Here is a 26,905-nt window from a genome sequence, read left to right as displayed (position 1 = left end):
CTGGCTTATCACTGAAAAAGATAAGCCTTCTTTGCACTTTGTTGAACAAACAAACACAAGGAAAAACACAGTGAAACAACATCAACATCGATTAGGAAAAGCGAGAGGTTTTATAAGCCTGCTTTGTTTAGCTTTTTCCTTCTTTGCCAATGCGAATACCAGCAACGACAGCATTGATTTAAACCGCTTACTTAATAGTTTCAGCGCGCAACCGGCTACGTTCCAAGTGGCAGCAGTAACTAGCGATGAATGTAACTTAACCTCTGAATGTAAAAGTATTTATGGCAACAGCGCTTACGATTGCGTTAACTCCCGCAGCTCGCAAAGCTATTGCATGTGTGAAGACGGCGTATGTGCCGACATACAAAGCCCTGTGCTACCGGAACCAGAACCGGACTACGGAGACGAGTGTGACACGACCGCTCAATGTAAAATCATCCACGGAAGTACTGCTAATGACTGCGTAAATTCACGCAGTGAGCAAAGTTATTGTCAGTGTGGAACCGAAGCATGCCGAGATATAAATGACGGCGGTGACAATGGCGGTGACAATGGCGGTGACAATGGCGGTGACAATGGCGGCGACAACGGCGGTGACAATGGCGGCGACAACGGCGGTGACAACGGCGGTGACAATAACGCGCCAGAGGTCACTACCCAATATCAAGAGCTGAATGGCTTAATTATTATTGAAGCTGAGAATACCTTATCTGACTTAGGCGAATGGCAGCGTAAATCTGATGTCAGCGGCTATACCAGCAACGGATACTTAGAGTTTAACGGCAACAGCTATATATCTGGTCCGGTTAACTCTCCCTTGGAGTACAGCTTTACCGCTGCGCAAACGGGTACTTATCACTTACATATGTACGTTGCGAGAGAAACCATTGATAATCGCAGTGATGTAGCAAACGACGGTTATGTGCGATTAGATGGCAACTATCAAGCCATTGATGGCGATGGTAATGCCACTAAAGCCATTTTAAGCTCTGATACTAAATTCTATGGTGGAGCAGATAAAAAATTCGTGTGGGCTTCTGGTAAACGTTTAGATAAAAACCATGCTAAGCACAACGCTATTTATCATTTAAACGCTGGCGAAACATATACCTTTACCCTTTCTGGCCGCTCTAAGTTTTTTAAAGTAGATCGCTTTGTATTCCGCCATACCTCGGTGGGAACTGCTGAAGCACAAAATCTGAATCTGCCAGAAACCCTTGCCACAGCGACAGCAAAAACCTGTGAAATAGTGGGCGAAAATCAACAATGGCATCGAGTGGAGCTTAACTGTAAAGGTTACTTTGCTGATGAAAGTGATACAGCCACCTTCGCTAACCATCGTTTTAATGTCACCTTCAGCCAAGGCAATCAGCGTGTTGTAGTACCGGGTCACTTTGCTGCCTCAGGCGACGCTGCCGACAGCAGCGCTGGCCAAGGTGATGTATGGCGCGCCTATTTTATGCCACCAAACACGGGAGACTGGGATTACCAAGTATCTTTCCGTAAAGGCACTAACATTGCGGTAGATAGCCAAGCGAACTCAGGCCAAGCAATCGCCGGTTTCGATGGAAATAAGGGAACCTTTACGGTTACTGCCTCTACTGCCGATAGCCAAGATTTACGTAGCCAAGGTTTATTGCAGCATATAGATGGCGAACGTTATCAGCGCTTTGCCGGCAGCGGCAATGTATTTATTGAAGCAGGAATGGGTAGCCCAGAGAACATCTTTGGTTACGCTGACTTTGATAACACAGTAAAAGGCAGCGGCGGCTCGTGTAAAGGCATTTTGCACCAGTTTGCTGAGCACGAAAGTGATTGGCAAGTCGGTGATCCAAACTGGTCTGGCGCTCAACAAAAAGGCAAAGGCTTAATTGGCTTAATCAACTACCTAGGTTCGCATCAGGTAAATAGCGCTTACATTATGCTGAACACCGTAAAAGGTGATGGCTGTGATGCCCACCCTTGGTTGATTTATCAAGAAAATGGCAATAACAAACGCACCTTTGATGTGAGTAAATTGGACCAGTGGGAACGCGCCTTTTCACATATGACCCAGCAAGGCATTATGCTGCATATGATGACTCAAGAAACCGAAAACGAAACATTGCTTAACAATGCCAGTTTAGGTTTAGAGCGTAAGCTGTATTACCGAGAATTAATCTCACGCTTTGCCCACCACCCCGCAGTGCAGTGGAACTTAGGTGAAGAGCAAGATGCAACGTCTACAGCAGCCTTAAAAGCCTACTCTGATTATATTCGTCAACTCGACCCCTATGATCACGGTATTACCTTACACACCTACCCTGGCCAACACGATCGTTACGACGACATGTTAGGGCACCCTACATTTAATGGCCCCACGATTCAGTATGGCGGTATTCCAGAAAACGCTAGCGCAACGGCAACACGTAACTCAGTTTATGGGGAAACCATTAGCTGGTTAAACAAATCGGCTGCAGCGGGTAAACAATGGTATGTCACTTATACCGAAGCGTCTGGTGGTGATGCGCCTAAACCTTACCAAGGTGTTAATGCACGCCAGCGGGTTTATTGGATGTGGGCCAGTGTTATGTCGGGCGGTGCTGGTTTCTCTTGGTACTTAAAAAATGACGGTGGCCATGCTTACGACTTGGCGGTAGAAGATTTACGCGAATTTGATCAGTTATGGCAACAAACGGGTCACGTTCACTACTTCTTCAAAGAGGTCTTGCAAGCGCAGTTAGGTTTAAACCTACAAAATCTTGAGGTAGATAATTCAGCCACTTCAAGCAATAACGATTGGGTGTTATCTGATAAGCAAAACAACTACATCATTAACTTGCGCAAAGGTGGCAGCACTAACATTACCTTAGCCAATAACAACCTTTATCAAGTGTACTGGTACAACCCACGCAGTGGATCACTCAGCAAAGGTTTAAGCCTAAGCGGCGGTACTACGCTTAATATTGGCAATCCACCTAGCGAAACCAATCAAGATTGGGTCGCTCTGATCACCAATCGTGAGCTAGGTGAGAATGGCCAAGGTGGCGATAATCCTAGCCAACCTCCCGCGAGTAAGATTGTCTTAGATATAAATAGCTTTGATATCTCAACAGTAAATGGTTTTGTACCTGCTTATAAAGACATTGCCCGCAATGCTTTGGCGGTAAATGCAGGGAGTTACAAAGATAAGTACGCTGCAGCGCGCTACACCTTTAATGGTGATAACGCAGACTATAGCATCACTATCACAACGCTTACTGAAAATGACGGAGAGAGTAACTATCGTTTAGTGGTCAATGGCCAACAAGTGGGTGAATACACTAACCCTAAATCGGCAAACAACTACCAAACCAGTAAACATACTTGGAGCGATATTTCGTTAACTCAAGGTGATGTGATTCAAATTGAATTTAACTCCACCTCTAATGGCGAAGTGATTTCGAGTAACGGACAAGCAGACTACGCACGTGGTCGCTGGCGCTCACTAGAACTAAGCGCGCAATAAACCACACTCAGTGGGCTAAGCTTACTTAGCCCACTTTTAATATACTACTCACCGGTAAACTTCTACTGCACAAGCAAGTTAATCAATCATTTATACTTCCGCGAAATACGCCTGCAGGTGAGACAGCATTAAACTGGCTTTATTAGATAAATAACGATTATGAGGATAGAGCGCCCAAATACCCTCAGGGTCTTTTTGATAAGGCAGCAATAACTCTACCAATGCCCCCGATTGCAAATGCTCTTTCACGTAACTATCGGGTAACTGCACAATGCCCAGCCCTTTCAAGCTAGCGTCTACCAAGGCGTTCCCACTATTACAGCGCAAACGGCCTCTCACTTTTAAGGTAGTACTTTTACCCTGCTCAGCAAACCGCCAATACTCGGCACTTCCCTGAAGACAATTATGCTTGGTAAGTTCATTAACACTATAGGGCGCACCATATTGCGCCAAGTATGCGGGCGATGCACACACATGTAAGCTGCGTTCGCCTAATCGTTTGGCCATCATGCTTGAATCAGGTAAATCACCCAGCCGTATCGCCAAATCAATAGCTTCATCAACTAAATCAATTTTTTGATTAGTTAGCTGTAGCGATACTTGTAACTCAGGATATTGCAGGCAAAAGTCATTCACTGCTGGCGCGATATGCTGCTCACCAAAGGTCACTGGTGCTGTCATGCTAAAGCTGCCACGAGGCACGTTTTGTAACTGGCTTAAACTTCGTTCAGCATCCTGCAAGCCCTCAATCAATGGCCTACACTGTTGGTAGAATAATTGACCACTATCGGTCACCGAGACCCGTCGAGTGGTGCGATAAAAGAGCTTAATGGCCAAGCGAGTTTCCAGCTGAGAAATTTGTCGACTAACTTGGGCTGTGGAAATACCTAAGCGCTGAGCCGCCACTGTAAAGCTCTGCGTTTCAACCACTGCCACAAATTCGTTAATACCGTCCCACTGGAACATAGTGACCCACCTAAGCAAATAACACTGCTGGAAATACGCTTGAGCAAGTCACAGGACTTCAATCAATGATTATTACCACACAGTAAAAGTGAATTAACAAAAAACCAGATTATCACCAAACCAGAAATAAATATAATGTTCGCATTAGATACGCCCAACCTGGCGATCACTAACACCAATGAGGAAGAGCAATGACTGCCCAAACCATTCAATCAAAAGCGGCTGTAGCATGGGCTGCAGGCCAACCATTAAAAATGGAAATTGTGGATGTTGCGCCACCTAAAGCAGGCGAAGTTCGCGTAAAAATCATCGCCTCTGGCGTATGCCACACCGACGCATTTACGCTATCGGGCGATGATCCTGAAGGGATCTTCCCGGCCATTTTAGGCCACGAAGGCGGCGGCATTGTAGAATCCATTGGCGAAGGTGTCACCAGTGTAAAAGTGGGTGATCACGTTATTCCGCTATACACCCCAGAGTGCGGCGAGTGTAAATTTTGCCAATCAGGTAAAACTAACCTGTGCCAAAAAATTCGTGAAACCCAAGGCAAGGGTTTAATGCCCGACGGCACTACGCGTTTTTCTATCAATGGCGAGCCAATTTATCACTACATGGGTTGCTCAACCTTTAGTGAATACACAGTACTGCCTGAGATTTCACTGGCTAAAATTAACCAAGAAGCCCCATTAGAAGAAGTGTGCTTGTTAGGCTGTGGGGTAACGACGGGCATGGGCGCGGTAACCAACACTGCCAACGTGCAACCCGGTGATACCGTGGCGGTATTTGGCTTAGGCGGCATTGGTTTATCAGCCATTATTGGCGCTCAAATGGCCAAAGCGGGTCGCATTATTGCCATCGACATTAACGAGTCCAAGTTTGACTTAGCCCGCAAGCTAGGTGCAACTGATTGCGTAAACCCTAAAAACTTCGACAAGCCAATTCAAGAAGTGATTGTTGAGATGACTGACGGTGGTGTGGACTTCTCATTTGAGTGCGTGGGCAACGTTCACTTAATGCGTAGTGCGCTAGAATGCTGCCATAAAGGTTGGGGCGAGTCGGTGATTATTGGCGTAGCCGGTGCTGGTCAAGAAATATCAACACGACCTTTTCAGTTGGTCACCGGGCGAGTATGGAAAGGCTCAGCATTTGGCGGCGTAAAAGGCCGTTCAGAGCTTCCTGAATACGTAGAGCGCTACATGGCTGGCGAGTTTAAGCTTGATGACTTTATTACCCACACCATGGCCTTAGACAAAGTAAATGAAGCATTTGACTTAATGCATCAAGGTAAGAGCATTCGCACCGTTATTCACTTCGACAAATAGGAGTAGAACGGCATGCAAGACATTGAACTTATCAGTGAAAACAAAAGCTTTGGCGGCTGGCACAAACGCTACAGCCACCATGCTAGCAGTTTAAATGGCGTGGCTACATTTGCTATTTATTTGCCGCCACAAGCCAGCGCTAATCAGCCTGTCCCAGTGCTGTATTGGTTGTCTGGGCTCACTTGTAGCGATGAAAACTTTATGCAAAAAGCCGGCGCACAACGTCTAGCCGCTGAGTTAGGCATTGCCATTGTGGCGCCCGATACTAGCCCACGAGGCAATGATGTGGCCGATGATAGCGGCTACGACTTGGGCCAAGGGGCCGGTTTTTACCTCAACGCTAACCAAGCGCCGTGGAGTTCGCACTATCAAATGTACGACTACATTGTGAAGGAGTTACCAGCACTGATTGAGTCTCGCTTTCCGGTGAGCAACAAAAGGGCGATTTCAGGCCACTCAATGGGGGGACATGGCGCTTTAACAATCGCTTTGCGTAACCCGCAACGCTATAGCTCGGTATCAGCCTTTAGCCCCATTTGTAATCCCAGCGCAGTACCTTGGGGACAAAAAGCTTTTAAGGCATATTTGGGTCAAGACCGACAACATTGGGAACAATACGACGCCAGTTTGCTAATGCGTAAGGCTAGCCAGTATGTACCCGCCTTAATTGACCAAGGAGAAGCAGATCAGTTTTTGCTTGAGCAACTAAAACCTGAGGCCTTAATCGCCGCCGCGAAGCAAAGCAAGTACCCGCTGAAGGTAAACATGCATGCGGGTTATGACCATAGCTACTTCTTCATTGCGAGTTTTATTGAGTCACACTTAGCCTTTCACGCTCAACACTTACTATAACGAGCACTTGAAATAGCGCCAAAAAAGCCAAGCTATGCTTGGCTTTTTTATTTGTTGCGGTTTTAGTCCTGCGTTAATTCAAAGCCCAAACGCGCAATCTCTTGGCCATTGATGTGCAAGGCTACAAAGTGTTCACCGGGATAATATTTGCGGGTAGAGATCGCTTTAAACGAGTGTTGTTTTTCAATCGCAAACATTTCATCTTTGTTTAAGCTAAGGTTCTTCAACTTAAATACCTTGGCGGCGGTTTTCCCATTTGCTTTAACAAAATGCACGGCAAAATCTAACACAAACTTTTGCTTGGCTTGCTTAGCCCGAATCGCCAAGGCAAAAGTGAGTGAATCCCCCATTTTTACTTGTGGCTTAAGTAACGCAAATTCTTCCAACTCAATCTGTGGCTTAGCGGTGTAACCCAACAGAGGGAAACTTAAAGGGTGTCCTTGTTTCACCAAGCTACGAGTAGCATGTTTTATTACCCATTCCACTTCTTCACTGGCCTTGCTTTGCCAACGTTGGCAAAGTGCTAACACCTGCTCGGGGTGATCTTTGCTGATGTCATTTAAGTTATTCGCCACCGAGCGCCGCACGTATAAACTGTCATCTGCTTTAAGCTTATCCAGCAAAGCAAGAATAGGAGTGGGATCGCCAATCAACCCTTTTAACTGCGCCCCCCAAGGCAGCCGCGGGCGGCACCCTTCGCTGGCTAAACGCCTGATGTGCTCATCTTCATCTTCACACCAATCATGCAACCGCGACCACGTTAACTCAGGATACTTTTCAATAAACGGACGAATGGCAAACTCAGCACTAAACAAAGGAGTTAATAGGGCTAATACAGGCAAGGCGCGTTGAGGATCATTTATCCCTGCAACGGCAACATAATCAGTCACAGGCCAAACAGCAAAACCACGCAAACTGTCATCCGGGTCACCGCGATCCCAATGCTTTGGCAGTTCAGACAATATCTTTGCTGTCTCACTAAAGTCAGCCGGTAAGGTTTGCAGTAATACCTCAATAATTTGAGTCACCCGCTGCTTTAGCTCTAAGGCTTCAAGACCATCTAGCGCCAAAGACAAAAAGCGCTCACGATCAAACTGAGGATAAACTGCGGTTATCCCTTTTGAAATACGCTGTAATGCAGGCTCAGCTAAGCCATTTTTCATGAGCATTTGTTCCATCAAACTTCCTCAGTAATCGCTACTGCCACCACTCTATTGACATTAATCACAATTAAATGATGTGTAGCTATTAACAAACGATAGAAACCAATATATTGAATAAAAAGTAATTAATCATCTCAGTATACACAACTGCTCAATCAAGAGGCTATAAATGGAATTATTGCGCCCGTCCAACTTACTCATCCCAGTGTGTTTATCACTAACCCTCGTCGCTTGTGGGGGGGGAGGCTCAGCAAGCTCTAACAATTCACAAACTAGTGAACCCGCGCCAGAACTACCTACTGTAAACGGAGTGATGAAATCAAAAGCAGCTAGCGGCTTTGTCTATCCAACGAATACCCTAAGTATGTATGACAGCAAAATATGTAGAAATTACGATCGTTATTATGAAACTGATAAGGTAATGGTTTTTGGGGGAAGTAATACTTCTACTGAACTATTTGAGCGCTTCGCCAGCTGGACTGAATTTGGATTAACAGATTTACAACAACGAATGGGAACAGATTTACTGGCGCTACAACAACGCTATCCGTTTAGCTTGGAAACATATCTTGTTGCGACTACATTTTTCCAAGAGCATGCCAGTACTTTTGAAGGAAAACAGTTATATCTACAAATCACCGGGGAAGAGCTAACAACAGACTACGACGATCTTATTGACGAGACTTTGCAGAAAAAATACCTTTACCAGAAGATCCGTCATTTAGACAAATCTCAAATGGCTAATTTGATAACAATGATAAAAGAGCAACTAGATCCAAGCTCGTTATCGGATTCCTTTGGGCAGTCTCTCCCTGAAAAACCTATTGTGTGCCTAAATAACGGATTCAATAACACGAATTATTGGGCCACTGGTAACCTGGTTGGCTATACAGCCAGAACTGATGATGACAGACCGACTTCGGCTTATATTGTTACGCATGAGCTGATGCATACCGTGCAGCACCAATATGTGACTTACTTAAGCCAAGTAGATCGCTGGTTTTTAGAAGGCAGTGCCGAGCACGCAATGGGGCACATACCCGATCCCACCACGCATAACAATCGCTATCCTTTAGACGATAAGTGGGAAAGCACTTTAGGCTCAATCGCTTATAGCCACTACGGTATCGCAGTAGGTTACTTAGAAGCCACATCTCCGGGATTTATAATTAATGTGCTTAAGTACATTGCTGACAATGGCGTGTACCACGTGGTTACCCATAAACAAAATTCTGAATATAACTATGATGTTCTCAATCAACCCAACCCCGACTTTAGAGAAGCATTTAATGCTTACGCCAAGCGCCCTGATGGAAGTGCTTTAACTTACTCAGATTTTGAAAGTGAATACCATGAGCTAATTGATCAATGGATAGCTTTACAGCCGCAAGTAGAATCTCGCTCAATCAATACCACAAGCAACCGTTTTTCTTATGATTCTTTTGACTTAAAGCGTTAATACCTTTAGCTAATCGCCTACTTAAATAGGCGATTAGCACTTTAAGGCACTAACCAGCGGGTTAACGATGAACGCGTTAGCAACCAGCTAACGACAAACGCTAAAGATAAAGCCACCACAGTAATTACCAACAAGGCAATGCTTGAGTGGCCGAACCATTGGTAAATCCCATAATCTGGATTTCGCACTGGAATCAGAAAAAGTGGATGGACTAAATAGATACCGAAACTGTATTTTGAAATGGTTTTAATCAACGGCCTAAAACCGTCGGGCACTCTTTCGGCATAGGCTTTAATCAATACAAACAAACTCATAGCAATTACCGCTGTATTCAAGCTTTTGTAACCCATAAATACACTGCTGTATTCACCTTGCTGCCAAATGAAAAAGGCGCTACCGAATACGTTAAACGCTAGAGTTGCCGCGCCAGTGGCAAGCCAAAACTTCAAATGGGCTTGTTGGTCGTTGTTAAATAGGTACCAACCCATAATCAGGTAACCGGTGTACAAAATGATATTTTGACGAAGCGGCGTTTCTACTTTTAGCCAGTGCATTAAGGTCAGCAATAACCAAGCGGCTAGCAACAGCAGAATCCGTTGCTTATCCATTTTATATAGCAAAGGAGCGAGGAGCGGAATCACAAAATACAGAGGGATAAAATCGTAGAAAAACCAGAGGTGATACCAAGTATGTTCATTCGGCGCATTTTCTAATAGCGTTGCCGTTGCCTCCCAAGACCAAGCACTTTCTTGGTAACCACCAACAAAGGCGTAAATCACTGTCCAGGCTAAAAAGGGGAGTAACACTTTGGCTAAACGACGCGGCAAATAGTGAGCAACATTAAAGGGCCGCCGATCCGACATTAACAAAGCACCACTAATCATAATAAAAATAGGTACCGCCCATCGGCTAATTGCGTTGAGGGAAATAGCTGGCAGCCATTCGTGCCACGCTAAGTCTGGGACCATGTCTCGATAAGGGCCGAGCACATGAATTCCCACCACGGCAATAGCAGCAATAAAGCGTAAACATTCAATGTAAAACAAGGACGGACGAACAGCTTGGTCGTTAGCCATAAAAACATTAACCTTTTTATTATTAATGGTTAGAGCCAGCCTAAGCGAGTTGCCTAAGACTAACGTTAACCTTACACTAAAACATTGAATAAAGGCCATAATGCAAGGAGAGCAAGTGCCTATTAACCGTTCATGGAAGGACAAACGTAAGTTATTACTGCTGTTACCACTTATGTTGCTATGCGCATTTTGCTTTACTTCTTGGCTTAGTTATCAAGTGGCGTATAACTCTTTAAAAGAGCAAATCGAAACCACCCATTTACCCCTTACCAGTGATACGGTTTACTCCGAAATTCAACAAGATTTGTTGCGACCAATTTTTATTTCATCACTAATGGCTCAAGATACATTTTTACGAGACTGGGCCTTAGAAGCCGATCCGGATGCTGCGCCAATTATTCGTTACTTAAGTACTATTCAACAACGCTATCAAACTGTGACTAGCTTCTTTGTATCGGCCAGTAGTAGCCGCTATTACCACCCTGATGGGGTGATAAAAAGCCTGTCCATTGATGACCCTGATGACGCTTGGTTTTACCGCGTTAGCCAGCTTCCTCCCTCGCAAGACTATGAAATAAACATAGATTACGACACTGCCGATACAAGCCGTACTACCGTGTTTGTAAACTACAAAGTCTATGATTTTAATGAAAAGCTGATTGGTGTTACCGGTGTTGGGCTAAGCGTAGACACGGTGAAGAAACTGATTGGCCACTATCAAAAAAACTACCAGCGTAGTGTTTATTTTATTGACCCCTTAGGCAACCTCACCTTGAGCGATTCTGGCTTTACTGGGCCTCGTAATATAAAACAGCGCGCAGGCTTAGCCGAGCAAGCTACCTTGATATTAAGTGCCACAGAAGGCCGATACAGCTTTAGCGAAAACGGTTCGCAGATTTATCTCAATGCGCGCTACATTCCTGAGTTTAATTGGTACCTTATTGTTGAGCAGCAAGACCTACCTGCTACTGCTCAGTTGCGGCAAACTCTTTGGATTAATCTGTTTATTAGCCTAGTGGTCACCCTGTGTAGTTTAATTGTCGCTAACTTCACTGTGGGCCGATACCAGCGCCATTTAGAAACGCTGGCCTCTACCGATAAACTCACTGGAATGTCTAATCGACAAAGCTTTGAAGGACATTTGGAGCAAGTGATTGATATTCAACACCGGGCCAATAGCCCCTGTTCGATTATCATTTTCGATATTGACCACTTTAAAACAGTGAATGATAACTACGGCCATAATGTTGGCGATATTGCACTAAAACAAATGTCCGAATTAACCCAAAAGCATATTCGTCAATCCGATGTAATCTGCCGCTGGGGCGGTGAAGAATTTATTGTATTGCTCCCAAACTGTGATGCCTTAGCTGCTTTAGAGGTAGCAGAGAAGATCCGCCTAGCGGTTAATCACAACGAACTAAACATTAACGGCCATCTCATCACCATGACCATTAGCTGTGGTATTGCGCAGATTAAAACCCATGAAGTGCTGGCAAGTTTATTGATAGACCGTGCCGACAAGGCGATGTACCAAGCCAAGCAAAATGGCAGAAATAGAAGTGTTATTGCAGAATAGCTAAGCACTTAGACCCGCTGCATCAATATGCAGCGGGCAATACTCATTATTTAGCTTTAGGCGGGTAGTTTTCTAACATTAAGGCTACTTGCTCATTAATGAACTTAGCACGGCTTTCTGGGCCCATGGTTTCACGTAATTGGCTTTGTGAAATAGAGCGCCATACCAAGGCTTTGGTTTCAGGATCTAAAAACTCCACCACCAACTTACCGTATTTACGTTCCTTATAACGATCTGGCGAACTCACGCCAATCGCCCCGTGTTTGCGGCCAACACCTACCGAAAACGAACCGCCATAAGATTCCAACTCAGTAGCAGTATCTATTCGATAATCCACTAACAAATCGGCCTGTTCAAGCTCTACTATCTGCAAGCCTTTAGCTTTAAGTTGGCTATCCAGCTCACGTTCAATGCGCTGGCCGTCAATGCTGGCTATGGCATCTTCTGGCATCGGTGCAAAGGCAAAATCTTTGTATTGGCTAAAGTCTTGATCTACGTTGTAGTCAACAGCAGGTTTTATGGTGCATGCTGCCGCAGTAAAAGATAAACAAGCAATAATAAACAAGCGATACATGTTTTACTCCAAGCGCTAATTGCGCAAACTTCGTTAAATTAAATCTAACATAAGTCGTCAATTTTACCCTACCCGTTATTTACATGACTAATGCTTAACCGCAGCTCAGCGCTTTGTTATAATCGCCGCCGTTAAAATATTGGTGGTTTATCATGTCTCAATTCGAACAACGCTTTGGCGGTATTGCCCGCCTTTATGGCCAAACAGCCCTTGCTACATTTCAGCAAGCTCACGTATGTGTCATTGGTATAGGTGGCGTGGGTTCTTGGGCGGCAGAAGCACTAGCCAGAAGTGGAATAGGTAAAATCACCCTGATCGACCTCGATGATATTTGCACCACCAATACTAATCGGCAGATCCACGCAACCACTGGCACAATCGGTCAATCTAAAACCGAAGTAATGCGTGACCGAATTCTGCAAATTAATCCTGACTGCGACTGTCGTGAGATTGAAGATTTTGTCACTAAAGACAATTTGGCTGAATACATCTGCAAAGATTTTGATTACGTGATCGATGCCATCGACAGTGTAAAAGCCAAATCAGCCTTAATTGCTTTTTGTAAACGCAACAAGATCAAACTGGTTACGGTAGGTGGTGCTGGCGGGCAAATAGACCCCACTCAAATTCAAATCAGCGATTTAGCCAAAACCATCCAAGACCCATTGGCCGCTAAAGTACGTAACGAACTGCGCCGTTTTTACAATTTTAGCAAAAACCCTAAGCGTAAATTTGGCGTAGATTGTGTCTACTCTACCGAGCAACTTATTTACCCGAGTAGTGATGGTGAAACCTGCATGGCAAAACCTGATTCAGGCGGCAGTATGCGCATGGATTGTAGTGGTGGTTTTGGTGCAGTAACCCACGTTACTGCAAGTTTCGCCTTTGCCGCCGTATCTCGGGTATTAAAGAAACTAGCAGCTTAAATAGCTACTGAAACAAACCTATTAAATATCAAACAAATAGAAACTATTAATTAGTTTTTAATTCGCTCTCCTTACTATCGATTTTAAGCATAACAACCGCGAAAAATACTATTGGCCAAAAGGTTTATCTAGTGTTTTAAGCATGCTGTTCTATGCTTAAAACATCAGCAAAGGAGAGCTACGATGTCTTGGGATAAATCCAGCCTACGCTTCAAAATATTATCAGTACTTATCGCATCACTAGTGTTATTAATGGCGGTGGCCATATACACCGCACTTCATTTAAAAGAAACCGCCAACAATTTTGACAAACTCACCCACAATGAAGTTCATCTTGAAGAGGTTGCCCTGCTTTCCCACATTGCATTTAAAACCCAAATCCAAGAATGGAAAAACGTCCTGCTACGTGGCCACGATGCCGAGCAAAACAAAAAATACTGGGGCCGTTTTCAAGACAAACAGCAACAAGTTCAGCAGCAAGTCACCAAGCTTGTAAGTGAACTTGAAGAAGCCAACTACCCGGAATTAGCGCGCACTGCCAAAGACTTTCTAGCATCACACAAAATACTGGGCTCAGCTTACGCTAAAGGCAAAGCTGAATATGAAGCGGCAGGCTTCGACTTTAAAGTGGGCGATAAAGCTGTAAAAGGCATGGATAGAGCGCCTTCAAAGTCGATGGCCGAACTAAGCGATAAACTGAAAGCGGTTACCGCCGAGCTAGTTGAAAAAAACACAATACAAGCGCACCAAGTCAGCTCCATAACGTTTATGATTATTGGAATCAGTAGCTTATTAGTGATTTGTATTAGCTTCATCTTCATGGAGCGAGAATGTATCAAGCCAATTAACTCCTTGGTGGACGATATTGATTTACTCTCCGACGGAAAGCTCAATGTCACCATTCATCTAGAACGCGGAGATGAGCTAGGTAAACTGGCCAATGCCACTCGAAAACTACAACAGTTTTTGCTGTTAACGGTGTCAGATTTAACCCAGTCAGGGGAGCAGCTGCATAACTCCTCAAGCATGTTAAGCAACATGTCTGAAGACCTTGCCAAAGGCACCCACCAACAGCGAGAAAGCTCAGACTTAGTGGCCACTGCTATTCAAGAGATGTCCCACTCAGCTGACGAAGTGTCGCAAACTGCTGCCAATACCGCAGATACTACCCACAATACTGACCTTACGGCGCACAACGGCGCTCAAGCCATGAAGGAAGTGATTACCAGCATTAACAGCCAAGTAGCCGATATTAGCCACGCTGGGCAGGTGGTAAAAGATTTGGCAGCTGACTCCAACAATGTTGGAGCCGTGCTTGACGTAATTAAGGGCATTGCCGAACAAACTAACTTGCTGGCATTAAACGCAGCCATTGAAGCCGCTCGTGCTGGCGAACAAGGCCGAGGTTTTGCAGTGGTAGCCGATGAGGTAAGAACTTTGGCGCAAAAAACGCAGCAAAGCACCAGTGAGATTCAAAACATTCTTGAAAAAATCCAAGGTGGCGCCAATAACGCAGTAACGGCTATGGAGCAAAGTCAAAGCCGTACCGACGAAGTGGTCACGCAGGTAGAAACTGCCGAGAGCCTGCTCTCAGAAATTGTTACTTCAATTGGCAGCATCAATGAGATGAACCTACACATTGCCTCTGCCGCTAAAGAGCAAACAACCGTCGCCGGTGAGATAGCCAGCTTAATTGAGCGCATCGCCGATGTAGCCGCGCAAAACTCGCAACAAGTTGATGAGTCGAATCAAATCAGTGACCAACTCAACCAGTTAGCCGACGACTTCACCAGCCAGCTGAAACGCTTTGTTTACTAAGTAATAGACAGAAACAAAAAGCCCAGCAATTAGCTGGGCTTTTTTTATGGTTTATTCATCACCAAGATTAATCGGCGACGGTTTCACCTTGTAAGTGTTCAACACTTGGCACCGCTTTATGGTTAGCACCTAAGTATGAATAAATTACCGGTAATACAAACAGCGTAAACACTGTACCAATCGACAAACCTGCACAAATTACCATACCAATATCGAAACGCGCTGCCGCCCCCGGACCAACTGCCAATAACAGAGGAATAAGGCCAGCAACCATCGAGATAGTGGTCATCAAAATCGCTCGTAAACGAATACGTGCCGCATGACGAATAGCGGTAATTTTATCTTCGCCTTTCAGGATCTGGCGCTCTTTAGCCACTTCACACATCAAGATACCGTGTTTGGTAATCAAACCCACTAGGGTAATCATACCAATCTGAGTATAGATATTGAGAGACGCTAAGCCCCAGCCCATCATTAGCAAGGCACCACAAATTGCTAGTGGCACCGACACCATAATCACCAGTGGATCACGTATGCTTTCAAACTGCGCAGCCAATACCAAGAAGATAATCGCTAAGGCTAAACCAAAAGTGGCATAAAGCGCCGAGCCTTCTTGCACAAACTGACGAGACTCGCCTTTGTACTCGAAGCCATAACCTTTAGGCAGTATCTCCGCTGATTTCTGCTCCAAGAATTTCAAGGCATCACCCATGGTTTGACCCGGCATTAATGCTCCGTTCAAGGTGACCGAATTAGTTTGGTTCATCTGCAATAGCGAATCTGGCTGACCAGTTAAATCCCATTCAATTAAATTAACCAATGGTACTGGGCTGCCATCCACTGTTTTCACGTAAAATTGACCAATAGCCTCAGGGCTTAGGCGATCTTCACGTTTCACCTGAGGGATCACCTCATAAGAGCGACCATCGTAGTTAATGTGGTTAATGTAACCATCGCCCATTAAGGTCCCCAAGGTGCTAGCAATATCGGCCATTTTCACCCCGTAAGCACCCGCCTTGTCGCGGTTAACTTTAATATCGAGGGTCGCCGTTTGGAACTTAGTATCTAAATCGGTAAATACGAAGTAACCACTTTGCATGGCCGCTTGTTGAAGCTCTTGCGCCAAGCTCACCAAAGTACGGTAATCACCGGTGCCTTGCAGCACAAACTGCACAGGGAAACCGCCACTTGCACCCGGTAAAACCGGCAGCGGGAATGACGCGACTGATACACCAGCAATGTCGGCAGTTTCAGCTTGAATGGCTTTAACCAAGGTATCTTGATCCATGGTGCGTTGATCCCACACCGTGGTATTCAAAAACCCTAAACCTTGCGTAGCACTAGGGATCCCGGCCAGAGTAAATGAACCAGCAATATCATCTAAAGCCAAACCTCTACGGCCTACTTCAGTGGTGTATTGATCCATGTAATCGATGTTTGCGCCGGCAGGGCCGTTCGCCATAATCATCGCCGCACCTTTATCTTCTGCAGGTGCTAATTCGGTGGGGATAATTTGCAGTAATGGGTATAAAGAACCCATAACAATAATCGCAAATACCACCACTACAGGGCGACGATTAAGCAGTGCCCCCACCATTTTGTCGTAACCACTGTCTAAGCGGTCTAAGAAGTTATGAACACCTACTTCAAAACGGCCAGGGTTAGGATTGTGTTTAAGCAATACCGAACACATTACCGGCGACAAAGTTAGTGCAACAAAGCCCGATACCACTACCGCGCCCGCTAAGGTAAGCGCAAACTCAGCAAACAGTACCCCAGTTAAACCTTCCACCATGGCAATCGGTGAGTATACTGCCGCTAAAGTAATGGTCATCGAGATCACCGGCAAGGCGATTTCACGCGTTCCAACAATCGCAGCATCAAAGGGGTTCATGCCTTGGCGAATATGCCGGTCAACGTTTTCCACCACCACAATAGCGTCGTCCACCACCAGTCCAATGGCTAATACCATGGCTAACAGCGTCAGTAAGTTAAGCGAGAACCCTAAAGCTTGCATGGCCAAACATACACCCACCAATGACAGCGGTATCGCAATCACCGGTATCAGCACCGCCCGCAAGTTACCCATAAACAAGAAGATAACCACCACTACAATAATGGTCGCTTCTACAATGGTGGTGAGTACTTCATTAATCGACGATTCAATATATTCGGTCGAATCGTAGAGCACCTTCATGCCTAAGCTGTCTGGCAAGTTCGCTTCAATGTCTGGCAACATCGCAGTCACTAACTGCGCAACCGTTAGCGGGTTTGCCGTAGGTGTTGGATCAATCGCCACTACTACCGCTGTTTTGGCATCAGCTTTAGCACGCACCGTTTCGCGGGCAGAACCAAGCTCAATTTCAGCGACGTCGTTTAAGCGCACAATACCGTTATCGCTACGAGCAACAATTAGCTGTTCAAACTCAGCCCGCGTTTTTAAATCGGTATCCGCTTCTACGTTATACAAGAAGAAACGACTTTTGGCTTGGCCAGGCGCAGAGCGAAAGTTGTTGTTTTGCAAAGCACTAACCACTTCAGCAGCGGTCAATTTATGGTTAGCCAATTTAACCGGATCTAACCACACTCGCATCGAAAGCTGCGGACCATAAACGTTTGCTTTAGCCACACCGGTAATGGTCACCATTTGCGGCTGCACATTACGGTTTACGTAATCTACAATCTGTGGAGCTTTAAGTTCATCACTGCTAAAGGCGATGTACATGATTGAGGTGCTAGAACCGGTTGAACGCGAAATGTTCGGGTCTAGGGCTTCGCTAGGCAAACGGGCACGCACCGCGTTCACCTTGGCCATCACCTCAGACAAGGCGGCATCTGGGTCTGCACCGGTTTTCATATAAGCAGTAATGGTACTGCTACCCATCGACGAGTTAGATTCTAAGAAATCTAAGTTATCGGCCTCGGCAATCGACTGCTGCAAAGGCTGGGTGATAAAACCTTGAATCACCTCTGCGGGAGCTCCGTAATAAGCGGTACTAACGGTAATCACCGTATTGGTAAGCTCTGGGTACTCGCGAATTTGCAGCTTAAAGATTGATTGAACACCAACAATTAACAGCAACAAACTCAAAGACAGAGATAAGATGGGTCGCCGAATAAAGGCATCGGTAAATTTCATGACCTAAGCTCCTAGTCTTTTGGCAGGTTTTGGTCGCGGTTCAAGAAGCTATCTTCAACAATGCGCACCAAAGCCCCATTGCGTAAGCGTACCTGACCAGAAACCACAACTTGCTCGTCTGCTGCTACCCCTTTATTGATGATAGCAACATCGCCACGGCGCTCGCCCACTTGAATAGTACGCTGCGTTGCAGTCAAGGTTTCACTGCCATCTTCGGCAGTTTGGCTTTCTACAACGTATAAAGACTCACCGTACAAAGAGAAGGAAATAGCCTGCTGAGGAACCACAATCTGATTAGCTTGAACTGGCTGCCAAATGCGCACGCTGGCATACATGCCTGAGCGTAATTGCCCCTCAGTATTAGGGATAGTGGCTTGCACCTGAACCACACCACTTTGTGGATCAACGGTCGGTTCAATGGTTGTAACTTGACCTTTAAACCACTGATCTGGGTAAGCATCAGAGTTAAGCTCAATCTCGGTGCCCAAGGTAATCAATGAGATATCTTTTTGCGGCACAATAAAGCGCAGCAACATATGGTCTAGGTTTTCTAGACGCGCCATATCATCACCCGCTTGCACATATTGGCCGAGGTTGATTTGGCGAATACCCATTACACCGCTAAAGGGCGCACGAATTTCACGACGCTCAATGGTGGCTTTTAAGGCCGCAATATCATTTACCAAGGCTAAGTAATTAGCTTCAGAGTCATCAAATTGGGTTTGCGATACCGAACCACGCTCAAGTAGCGATTTATTTCGCTCCATTTGGCGTTTAACTGCAGGTAGTTTGGCGGTGGCACTGGCTAAGTTGGCTTTTTCTACATCAGCTTCTAAGCTCACCAACAATTCACCCACTCGCACTGTGTCACCCGATGAGAAATGAATTTTAGTCACCAAACCGGCTACCGAACTGGTGATGTTCACCCCTTGATAAGGTTCAATGAAACCAATTGACTCAATCGCTGGCTGCCAATCTTGTGAACTGGCCAAGGCCACCTCTACAGGCATTTCAGGCACCGGACGATTAGCCATAAACTGGGCAATCATTTTCTGCTTAAACAAGTAAAAACCAAACACACTACCAAACAGAATCACTGTAAGGACTAGCATGATTGCCATCCATTTTTTCATTTCCCAACTCCAAAAACTAAGGGTGTATGGTGATAGCATCCCAGCTAGCTAAAAGCGCGGCATCCATGTCTTGCTTTGTAAATGTTACGTCTCTAAAAAAAGAGAACCGACAAATTTCGTGTATTTGACCAAATGCCAAGGCATAAAGCATTTCTCCCGGAAGCGCTTTAAAGCAACCTTCTTCGACACCTCTCGAGAAAAAAAGTTTTACCGGTTCGAATAATTCCATAATCAATTGTTTATGATGTGCATTCTTCGGTAAGGTTTCTAAATGCACCCATAAACGCTGCACGTTCACATGGGCTAAATGATAGTTTAGGGCATTAAGCCACAAACGGCGATGTTGCTCTTTTAACCCTTCATTTGCGTCTACACCCGCCAAAAAAGCATCGGTAAACAAACGCAAATTGCGTTCATGCAACTGTGCCATTAGCTCATCTTTATCTTTGAAATACAAATAGATAGTACCAGCAGCCACTTTCGCTTCTTTGGCCACACGCTGCATCGACAAAGCGTCAATGCCGCCTCGCTCAATCAAGTGTTCGGCTGCCATTAAAATACGTAAGTGTTTATCGGGAATCATAAAATGAACGTTTATTCAGTTGTTGAACGCGATTATAGGCATCATCAAAAAACAATCAATGAATAATTGTTCATTTTTAAAAAATTTACTTTTATTAAAGGTCTCCGTTTACGTAGATCAGCCCCTCTCGATCAGCTAAAATGCCCGACCCGTTTAGAAGGAATGCTCCGTGAAGTTAAACCCCGCTCAAGATAAAGCCGTTAATTTTGTTTCTGGCCCTTGCCTAGTATTGGCTGGTGCAGGCAGTGGTAAGACGCGGGTAATTACCAATAAAATTGCTCACCTCATCCAAAACTGTGGCTACAAAGCAAAAAACATCGCAGCGGTAACCTTCACCAATAAAGCCGCTCGAGAAATGAAAGAGCGTGTCGGCCAAACAATGGGGCGCAAAGAAGCTCGCGGGTTAAGAGTATGTACTTTCCATACCTTGGGTTTAGACATTATTCGTAAGGAATATAAAAGCCTTAAACTTAAACCTAACTTTTCGCTGTTTGACGACCAAGACCAAATGGCCTTGCTCAAAGAGCTCACCGAGAAACAGTTGGAAGGTGACAAAGATTTACTTAAACAGCTGATCAGCACTATTTCTAATTGGAAAAATGACCTAATTCTGCCGCAGCAAGCGGTTGCCCGCGCAACCGGGCAAAGCGAGCAAGAGCAATTGTTTGCTCAACTATACGAGGCTTACCAGCGCCAACTTACCGCTTATAACGCGCTCGATTTTGACGATTTGATTTTAATGCCGACTCTGCTGCTGACCCACGATGCAGCCGTGCGCTCACGCTGGCAAAATACCATTCAATACCTATTGGTCGACGAATACCAAGATACCAATACCAGCCAATATCAACTGGTAAAATTGATTACCCAGGAGCGAGCTCGTTTTACAGTAGTGGGAGACGACGACCAAAGCATTTATTCATGGCGTGGCGCTCAGCCTAAAAACTTAATGCAGTTACAAACCGACTTCCCGGCCCTGCAAGTGATTATGTTGGAGCAAAACTACCGCTCTACTCAGCGCATTTTAAAATGCGCCAATATCTTGATTGAAAACAACGAACACATTTTCGAAAAATCGCTGTTCTCAGAGCTAGCCTACGGCGAAGCTTTGAAGATTTTGTTTGCTAAGAACGAAGAGCAAGAATCAGAGCGAGTTGTGGCCGAGCTAATTGGTCATCGCTTTATGAACAATGCCAGCTACAAAGACTACGCAATTTTGTATCGCGGCAATCACCAGTCGCGCTTATTAGAAAAAACCTTAATGAACAACCGTATCCCCTATAAGATTAGCGGTGGTACCTCGTTTTTTGCGCGCGCAGAAATTAAAGACATTATGGCTTACCTGCGCGTACTGGTGAACCAAGACGACGACAACGCCTTACTGCGCATCATCAATACCCCGCGCCGCGAAATTGGCCCAACAACCTTGGAAAAAGTGGGGACCTACGCTAACGAACAACACATAAGTTTGTTTGCAGCCACCACCCACTTCGCCATGACCAGCATTTTGCCTAATCGAGCACTGAATGCCGTTAATCAATTTAGCCAATGGATTTTAAGTCTGTCGGAGCGCATAGAGCGTGGCGATGCATTACAAGCCGTGCGCGATATGATCCGCGATATTCATTACGAAGATTTTCTCTACGAAACCAGCCCTAGCCCTAAAGCTGCCGAAATGCGCATGAAAAATGTCTCGGAGTTGTTTCGTTGGGTCAGTGGTATGCTGGAAGGTGATAACGACAACGAGCCTATGACCTTACCACAAGTGGTTAATCGCCTTATCTTGCGCGATATGATGGAACGAGGCGAAGAAGATGAAGAGAGCGATCAAGTTCAGCTAATGACCTTACATGCGTCTAAGGGTCTGGAGTTTCCTTACGTTTACCTCATCGGTATGGAAGAAGGCTTATTGCCTCACCAAAGCAGTATTGATGAAGATAACGTAGAAGAAGAACGTCGCCTAGCCTACGTAGGCATAACCCGCGCTCAACGAGAGTTAACTTTTACCCTCACTAAAGAACGTCGCCAATTTGGCGAGTTAATCAAACCTGAGCCCAGCCGTTTTTTATACGAATTGCCTCAAGATGATTTGGTATGGGAACAGCGCCGTAAAAAAGAAACCGCAGAAGAACGCCAAGAGAAAGGCAACATAGGTATTGCCGCATTGCGTGCAGCCCTCAACCAGAAAAAATAGCCTTAGGCCTTAATTCACTCTTAAAATTCATCCAATTATCTTATTCAGCATTTAAAATCAATGGTCTTAAATGTGATCCTGCGCCAATAACCTTGTATGGGCGCAATAGATTTGTGATCGAAACGGTTTTCATCTCAATAAAGCGCCTTACTCCAAGGATTTATGAGAATAAACTCACAAAACTGTAAACAAGGATGGAGCGCAATGATGAATGCACTCGTTGAACAACGCCAGCAGGCGCAACTGCATTTTCAACAAGGGGAACAAAATATCGTGGTGGGCAACGCAGCTGCGTGTCCCTTGCCTCCGGAACAACTTGCGTCCTTAGACATAGATTCCGAATACGTAGTTGAGGTATTTGATGGTGGGCTTACCGCTGTTGTACTGCACTTATGTATTAACGGTCGCCACTACAACCTTAAACGCCGCCGCCCAAAAGCGCTGGTGCATAATGTTGATGGCGAAACCTCGTTTCTTAACGAAGTTCAACGCCGTCGCGACATTCAGGCACTAAAAGATCAACCGGCTACTGCCAAAGCATTTACCCATGTGGTGACCACGCTTTACGCTAACTATCGCCTTGGTTTTATATTGTCACCTTGGATTGATGGCAAACCCTTGTGCAGCTTTAGTCGCGAGATTTTCCGCCAAATTTTCGCCACTCAATTTGCCTTAGAGCAAGCTGGGTTAATGGAATGGGATTTGTCGCCAGGTAACATTATTTACGATGGTCGCCAGATACACCTATTCGATTTTGGCTACATGTATACCTATAATCCGCTTGAGCACTACAATAGCGACGGCCTCGATGCCCCTGCTTTTCATGCAGCAGAGCGCCTAGAAACCCGTAATGTATTTGGCTACTTGTTACGCTATCAAGACGTAATGACGGCCGCCGACCAGCTTGCAATTTATCGTGAGCTAAAAGAAGCCGCGCTAGACGTTTATACTCAAAAGCTGATTTGGCTAAAACAACGTTATGCTCAGCCAGCCATCATTCAATGGCAAACTGACATTATAGAACGTTGGGAATACGCCTTAGATAACGAACGCTCATTAAAGAACCTGTTTGTTGCCGAAAGCTTTCGTTCGCACTGCTTAGATATTGCTGATGACATTAGCGGAAAAAGCTGCACACCAATGACCTTAAAACGCATCGATAAAGTGATTACCATGGCGGCAACGGTTTACCTTCAGCTACAAAACAACGGCGCATTACTGTTTGATAATGCCAGCCTTGAGCAAGTAGACCTGATCAAAAAATACCAAGATTACCGCAGCCTTGCGGCCCAGTATCAACAGAAATAGCCTAGATTATTCATACCGTTAAGCTTTGTTTACAAAGGCATCAAGTATAACTGATGCCTTTGTGATGAAAGCATCACACTTCTGTACATTTTTTACCCTCCCTTAATGTTTTTTCTCTACCATGCTAAAGAGCCCTGAATAGCAGATTGATCTGCTCAGAGCTCTTACAACTATAAAAATGATATTCAATTCACCCTTGTTGAGCGGATCTACAAAATTTTCGCCATAACAGGGTGTTTATAAAAACAGCAAAAACAGTATAAGGAAAGGATCCATGAACAAGTTATCGATCGCTCTCGCGGGGGCGACGTTGCTGTCTGCGCCCGTGGCAGCCGAATGGAACTTTAGGGGTACGCCAAACCAATGGTTGGCCACTCCCCTAGAAGTAGTTTCAGGAACCGAATACAAAACCTGCCAAAGCTTTGGAGACAACGACCCACGATTTAAAATCGACCGTTTTGGCGACTGGAATGAAGCCTACCCCAACGGAGATGTACGAGTAGCAGCCAACAAAAGCTACGAGATTCACTTTTTTAGTGACAGCAAAAACATTACCACTAGCGAAGTGAGCTCTTGTGGTGATGTAATTCAGCAAGCCGATAGTTGGTTTTACCGAGGAACATCAAATGGTTGGGCAGCAACTGCCATGACCAGTAGCGACAACCTAAACTTCTGTACTACACAGAGTTTTGCCAACAATGAACCACGTTTCAAAATTGACCACTACGGTGATTGGAACGAAGCTTACCCAACGGCAGACTTCACAGTAACCGGAAATGCCAGTTATCAGATTTGTTTTAACTCCAGTTCAAAACAAATCACCGCAACCCTCACCAGCAGTGAAGATACCCAAGCGCCAACGGTGAGTGCTAATCCAGCTGCGGGCAGTTACACAGAAGCCCAGCAAATTAGCTTAAGCGTGACAGACAACCAAGACAGTGCGCCGAGTATTTACTGCACCACCGATGGTTCAGTCCCCACTCAAGCCTCAGCCCAATGCAATAGCGCTACTTTTACTGCCAGTGATGTAGTGGCAGATGGGGTGGACTTAAGCCTAAAAGTATTAGCAGTAGACGCTAGCGGTAACTCAGCAGTAAGCAGCTTTGACTACACCATTAGCGATGCTCCAGCCGATACTTGGTACTTCCGTGGTACTTCAAATGGCTGGCAAACTACACTGATGACCACCAGCGACAACAATATTTACTGTACCACTCAAAGCTTTGGTAACAACGACCCACGCTTTAAAGTCGACCACTTTGGTGACTGGACCGAAAACTACCCAACGGCCGATGTAACAGTAAGCCCTGATACCACCTACGATATTTGCTTTAACGCCACCAGCAAGCAAATCACCACCAGCGAGATTGAGGGTGAAGATACTAAAGCACCAGTGGTGAGTGCGAATCCATCGGGCGGCAGTTACACGACCGCTCAGCAAATTAGTTTAAGTGTGACGGATAACCAAGACCCAGCGCCTAAGCTTTATTGCACCACCGACAATAGTCTACCTACTGCAGCTTTAGCGGAATGTAGTCAGCAAAGCTTTACCGCCAGCGATGTAGTGGATAGCGGCATTGATTTAGTGCTGAAAGTACTCGCAGTAGATGCCAATGGTAACCAAGGTATAACTACCTTTAACTACACCATTGACCCAACCATCACCACCAGTGGCGATTTCCGTGAAGAAAATGTTTACTTCATTATGACAGACCGCTTTGCCGACGGTGACACGACCAACAACAACATCTGGGGCGATGAGTACTTACCCAACGGTGAAGCCGATAAGTACAACACTAATACCAGTAAGACCGGTCCATTATCTTACTACCACGGTGGTGACTTCCAAGGCATTATCAACAACCTAGATTACATCCAAGACATGGGCTTTACCGCCATTTGGATTACCCCTGTAGTTAAACAACCAGAAGGTCGACGCTTTAACGCCAGTGATGACTATGAAGCTTCGGCTTTCCATGGTTATTGGGGTTACGACTTCGATAAAATTGACCCACACCTACATTCTCTTGGTAAAGACAATGACGGCTGGGCAGGTTTTGACGCCTTGGTAAATGCACTACATGAACGCGGCATGAAAATTATGCTAGATATTGTGGTGAACCATGGTCAACCAGGTTCCTCGGTAGTGGGTTCAAAAAGTAAGTGGGCCGACCGTGCACTTGAAATTAAAATGGATGGTCAAACCTGGAACTGGGAAACCAACGACCCTTACATGGACGGCGCTAAAAATGGCTTCTTTAGCTATGCCAGCACCGGCAATACTTGGTTGATTGATTTACTCGATTTCAATGAACACGGTGATGACGACCAAAATGCCACTAAGCACTTAATTAATGTTTATAAGCGCTTTATTGACCACGGCGTAGACGCCTTCCGAATTGATACCGTGTCTTACATGACCGCTGATTTTTGGGAGCGCTTTACCCTTGAGATGGACGCTCACGCGCGCAGCTTAGGGAACGACAACTTCTACATGGCTGGTGAAGCATGGACTGGCGATCGTAAGTCTGCGGTAGATCTTATCTACAATGGCCAAGGCAAGAAGTTCCACATGCTGGATCTACACGGTTCATCGATGGACTTCCCAGGTTGGATGGGCAAAGCCTTTAAAGGCGAGGCAGGTTTCGAAGACGGTAATGGTTACGCCCGCATTGCAGGCGCAGATGGCGATGCTTCGGGGATTTACGACCCAACATATTTAGCCACCTTTGTTGATAACCATGATGTAACCCGCGCCAACGGTATTCTTAGCGAAACTCAGTACATGAACAACTTGAACTTTGTGTACTTGTTCCGCGGATTACCCGTAGTGTTTTACGGTACCGAAGTATTGTATTCAAGCTGGCCACATTACATCACCACTACCGAGAAAGACGATGTAGTGGCACGCTGGATGTTGGGCTCAGAAGGAATTAACTACGCCAAAACTAATCAGCCAACGCTATATAAGCATCTAAAAATGCTTAATAACCTGCGTAGCTCCTCTAAGGCGATTCAGAAAGGTCAACAAACGGACTTGTTACTTGATGGTGACCACGCTGCCTTCAAGCGTGATAACGGTTCAGAAGTGGCCTATGTTGCGCTCACCAAAGGTAGTGCGTTCAGCTACACCTTTAGCAACCTGAGCAACGGCAGCTATCGCCTAATCACTCCAAACACTAATGCAGCAAGCTATAACGAGCAAATTGTTACTGTATCTGGCGGCAGCCATTCAGTTAACGTGCCTGCAAATAGTTTTGTGGTTTTAGACAAACAGTAAGCGTTTATATCTCATGCAGGCCTAAGTGCGCTTAGGCCTGCCTGTT

17 protein-coding genes are annotated in these 26,905 nt (G+C 45.4%); 10 read left to right on the top strand and 7 right to left on the bottom strand.

What is annotated here, in order from left to right; all coding sequences use genetic code 11:
* Window positions 1–70 precede the first annotated feature (70 nt).
* Entirely contained in the window at window positions 71–3,487 is a 3,417-nt protein-coding gene (locus Q4592_RS07135; RefSeq protein WP_303511544.1) for a DUF5060 domain-containing protein, read from the top strand.
* A 90-nt stretch (window positions 3,488–3,577) separates the two neighbouring features.
* On the opposite strand, the gene Q4592_RS07130 is transcribed toward Q4592_RS07135, so the two are convergent.
* Window positions 3,578–4,453 carry a LysR substrate-binding domain-containing protein gene (locus tag Q4592_RS07130; RefSeq protein WP_303511542.1) on the bottom strand — a complete coding sequence of 292 codons (876 nt, stop codon included), beginning with the start codon at window positions 4,451–4,453 and terminating at the stop codon, window positions 3,578–3,580.
* A gap of 191 nt (window positions 4,454–4,644) precedes the next feature.
* Here Q4592_RS07130 and Q4592_RS07125 point away from each other — a divergent pair, with 191 nt between their 5' ends.
* The gene (locus Q4592_RS07125; protein ID WP_303511540.1) at window positions 4,645–5,775 is read left to right on the top strand and encodes an S-(hydroxymethyl)glutathione dehydrogenase/class III alcohol dehydrogenase; all 1,131 of its coding nucleotides are present in this window, start codon (window positions 4,645–4,647) and stop codon (window positions 5,773–5,775) included.
* A gap of 12 nt (window positions 5,776–5,787) precedes the next feature.
* Complete coding sequence (fghA, locus tag Q4592_RS07120) at window positions 5,788–6,627, top strand: S-formylglutathione hydrolase (protein ID WP_303511539.1); 840 nt, start codon at window positions 5,788–5,790, stop codon at window positions 6,625–6,627.
* Between the two features lie 62 nt (window positions 6,628–6,689).
* Here fghA and Q4592_RS07115 read toward each other — a convergent pair whose 3' ends face one another.
* A complete protein-coding gene (locus Q4592_RS07115) occupies window positions 6,690–7,805 on the bottom strand; it encodes a DNA alkylation repair protein (protein ID WP_303511538.1) in 1,116 nt (371 codons plus the stop codon).
* 154 nt (window positions 7,806–7,959) lie between these two features.
* Between Q4592_RS07115 and Q4592_RS07110 the strand changes: the two genes are divergently transcribed.
* The gene (locus Q4592_RS07110) at window positions 7,960–9,249 is read left to right on the top strand and encodes a hypothetical protein (RefSeq protein ID WP_303511537.1); all 1,290 of its coding nucleotides are present in this window, start codon (window positions 7,960–7,962) and stop codon (window positions 9,247–9,249) included.
* Window positions 9,250–9,290: 41 nt separating this feature from the next.
* On the opposite strand, the gene Q4592_RS07105 is transcribed toward Q4592_RS07110, so the two are convergent.
* Window positions 9,291–10,325 (bottom strand): acyltransferase, encoded by a 1,035-nt coding sequence (locus tag Q4592_RS07105; RefSeq protein ID WP_303511535.1) that lies wholly within the window; start codon window positions 10,323–10,325, stop codon window positions 9,291–9,293.
* Window positions 10,326–10,497: 172 nt separating this feature from the next.
* Here Q4592_RS07105 and Q4592_RS07100 point away from each other — a divergent pair, with 172 nt between their 5' ends.
* The gene (locus tag Q4592_RS07100) at window positions 10,498–11,904 is read left to right on the top strand and encodes a sensor domain-containing diguanylate cyclase (protein WP_303511861.1); all 1,407 of its coding nucleotides are present in this window, start codon (window positions 10,498–10,500) and stop codon (window positions 11,902–11,904) included.
* A gap of 46 nt (window positions 11,905–11,950) precedes the next feature.
* Here the strand turns inward: Q4592_RS07100 and Q4592_RS07095 are convergent, their stop codons facing one another.
* Complete coding sequence (locus tag Q4592_RS07095; RefSeq protein ID WP_303511534.1) at window positions 11,951–12,478, bottom strand: DUF4136 domain-containing protein; 528 nt, start codon at window positions 12,476–12,478, stop codon at window positions 11,951–11,953.
* Window positions 12,479–12,630: 152 nt separating this feature from the next.
* On the opposite strand from Q4592_RS07095, the gene tcdA reads away from it, so the two are divergent.
* Both tcdA and Q4592_RS07085 read left to right on the top strand, forming a co-directional pair.
* Window positions 12,631–13,404, top strand: a complete 774-nt coding sequence (gene tcdA, locus Q4592_RS07090) for a tRNA cyclic N6-threonylcarbamoyladenosine(37) synthase TcdA (protein ID WP_303511532.1) — start codon at window positions 12,631–12,633, stop codon at window positions 13,402–13,404.
* Between the two features lie 183 nt (window positions 13,405–13,587).
* The gene (locus tag Q4592_RS07085) at window positions 13,588–15,222 is read left to right on the top strand and encodes a methyl-accepting chemotaxis protein (protein ID WP_303511530.1); all 1,635 of its coding nucleotides are present in this window, start codon (window positions 13,588–13,590) and stop codon (window positions 15,220–15,222) included.
* 67 nt (window positions 15,223–15,289) lie between these two features.
* On the opposite strand, the gene Q4592_RS07080 is transcribed toward Q4592_RS07085, so the two are convergent.
* From Q4592_RS07080 to Q4592_RS07070, 3 genes are read right to left on the bottom strand one after another with little or no spacing between them, the layout of a single operon-like run.
* Window positions 15,290–18,361, bottom strand: coding sequence for an efflux RND transporter permease subunit (locus Q4592_RS07080; protein ID WP_303511528.1), 3,072 nt, complete (start codon window positions 18,359–18,361; stop codon window positions 15,290–15,292).
* A gap of 11 nt (window positions 18,362–18,372) precedes the next feature.
* Complete coding sequence (locus tag Q4592_RS07075) at window positions 18,373–19,494, bottom strand: efflux RND transporter periplasmic adaptor subunit (protein WP_303511525.1); 1,122 nt, start codon at window positions 19,492–19,494, stop codon at window positions 18,373–18,375.
* 16 nt (window positions 19,495–19,510) lie between these two features.
* Window positions 19,511–20,077, bottom strand: a complete 567-nt coding sequence (locus tag Q4592_RS07070; protein WP_303511524.1) for a TetR/AcrR family transcriptional regulator — start codon at window positions 20,075–20,077, stop codon at window positions 19,511–19,513.
* A 169-nt stretch (window positions 20,078–20,246) separates the two neighbouring features.
* Between Q4592_RS07070 and rep the strand changes: the two genes are divergently transcribed.
* The 3 genes from rep to Q4592_RS07055 all read left to right on the top strand — a co-directional run bounded on the left by rep (window position 20,247) and on the right by Q4592_RS07055 (window position 26,859).
* Complete coding sequence (rep, locus tag Q4592_RS07065; protein WP_303511522.1) at window positions 20,247–22,271, top strand: DNA helicase Rep; 2,025 nt, start codon at window positions 20,247–20,249, stop codon at window positions 22,269–22,271.
* 204 nt (window positions 22,272–22,475) lie between these two features.
* Complete coding sequence (locus tag Q4592_RS07060) at window positions 22,476–23,579, top strand: phosphotransferase (protein WP_303511520.1); 1,104 nt, start codon at window positions 22,476–22,478, stop codon at window positions 23,577–23,579.
* A 274-nt stretch (window positions 23,580–23,853) separates the two neighbouring features.
* On the top strand, window positions 23,854–26,859 hold the full coding sequence (locus Q4592_RS07055) for an alpha-amylase family glycosyl hydrolase (RefSeq protein WP_303511518.1): 3,006 nt from the start codon (window positions 23,854–23,856) through the stop codon (window positions 26,857–26,859).
* The last annotated feature ends 46 nt before the right edge of the window (window positions 26,860–26,905 follow it).

The sequence above is a fragment of the Agarivorans sp. 1_MG-2023 genome, assembly GCF_030548385.1.
Lineage (GTDB): Bacteria > Pseudomonadota > Gammaproteobacteria > Enterobacterales > Celerinatantimonadaceae > Agarivorans.
This window is presented reverse-complemented; position numbering and strand designations above follow the sequence as displayed.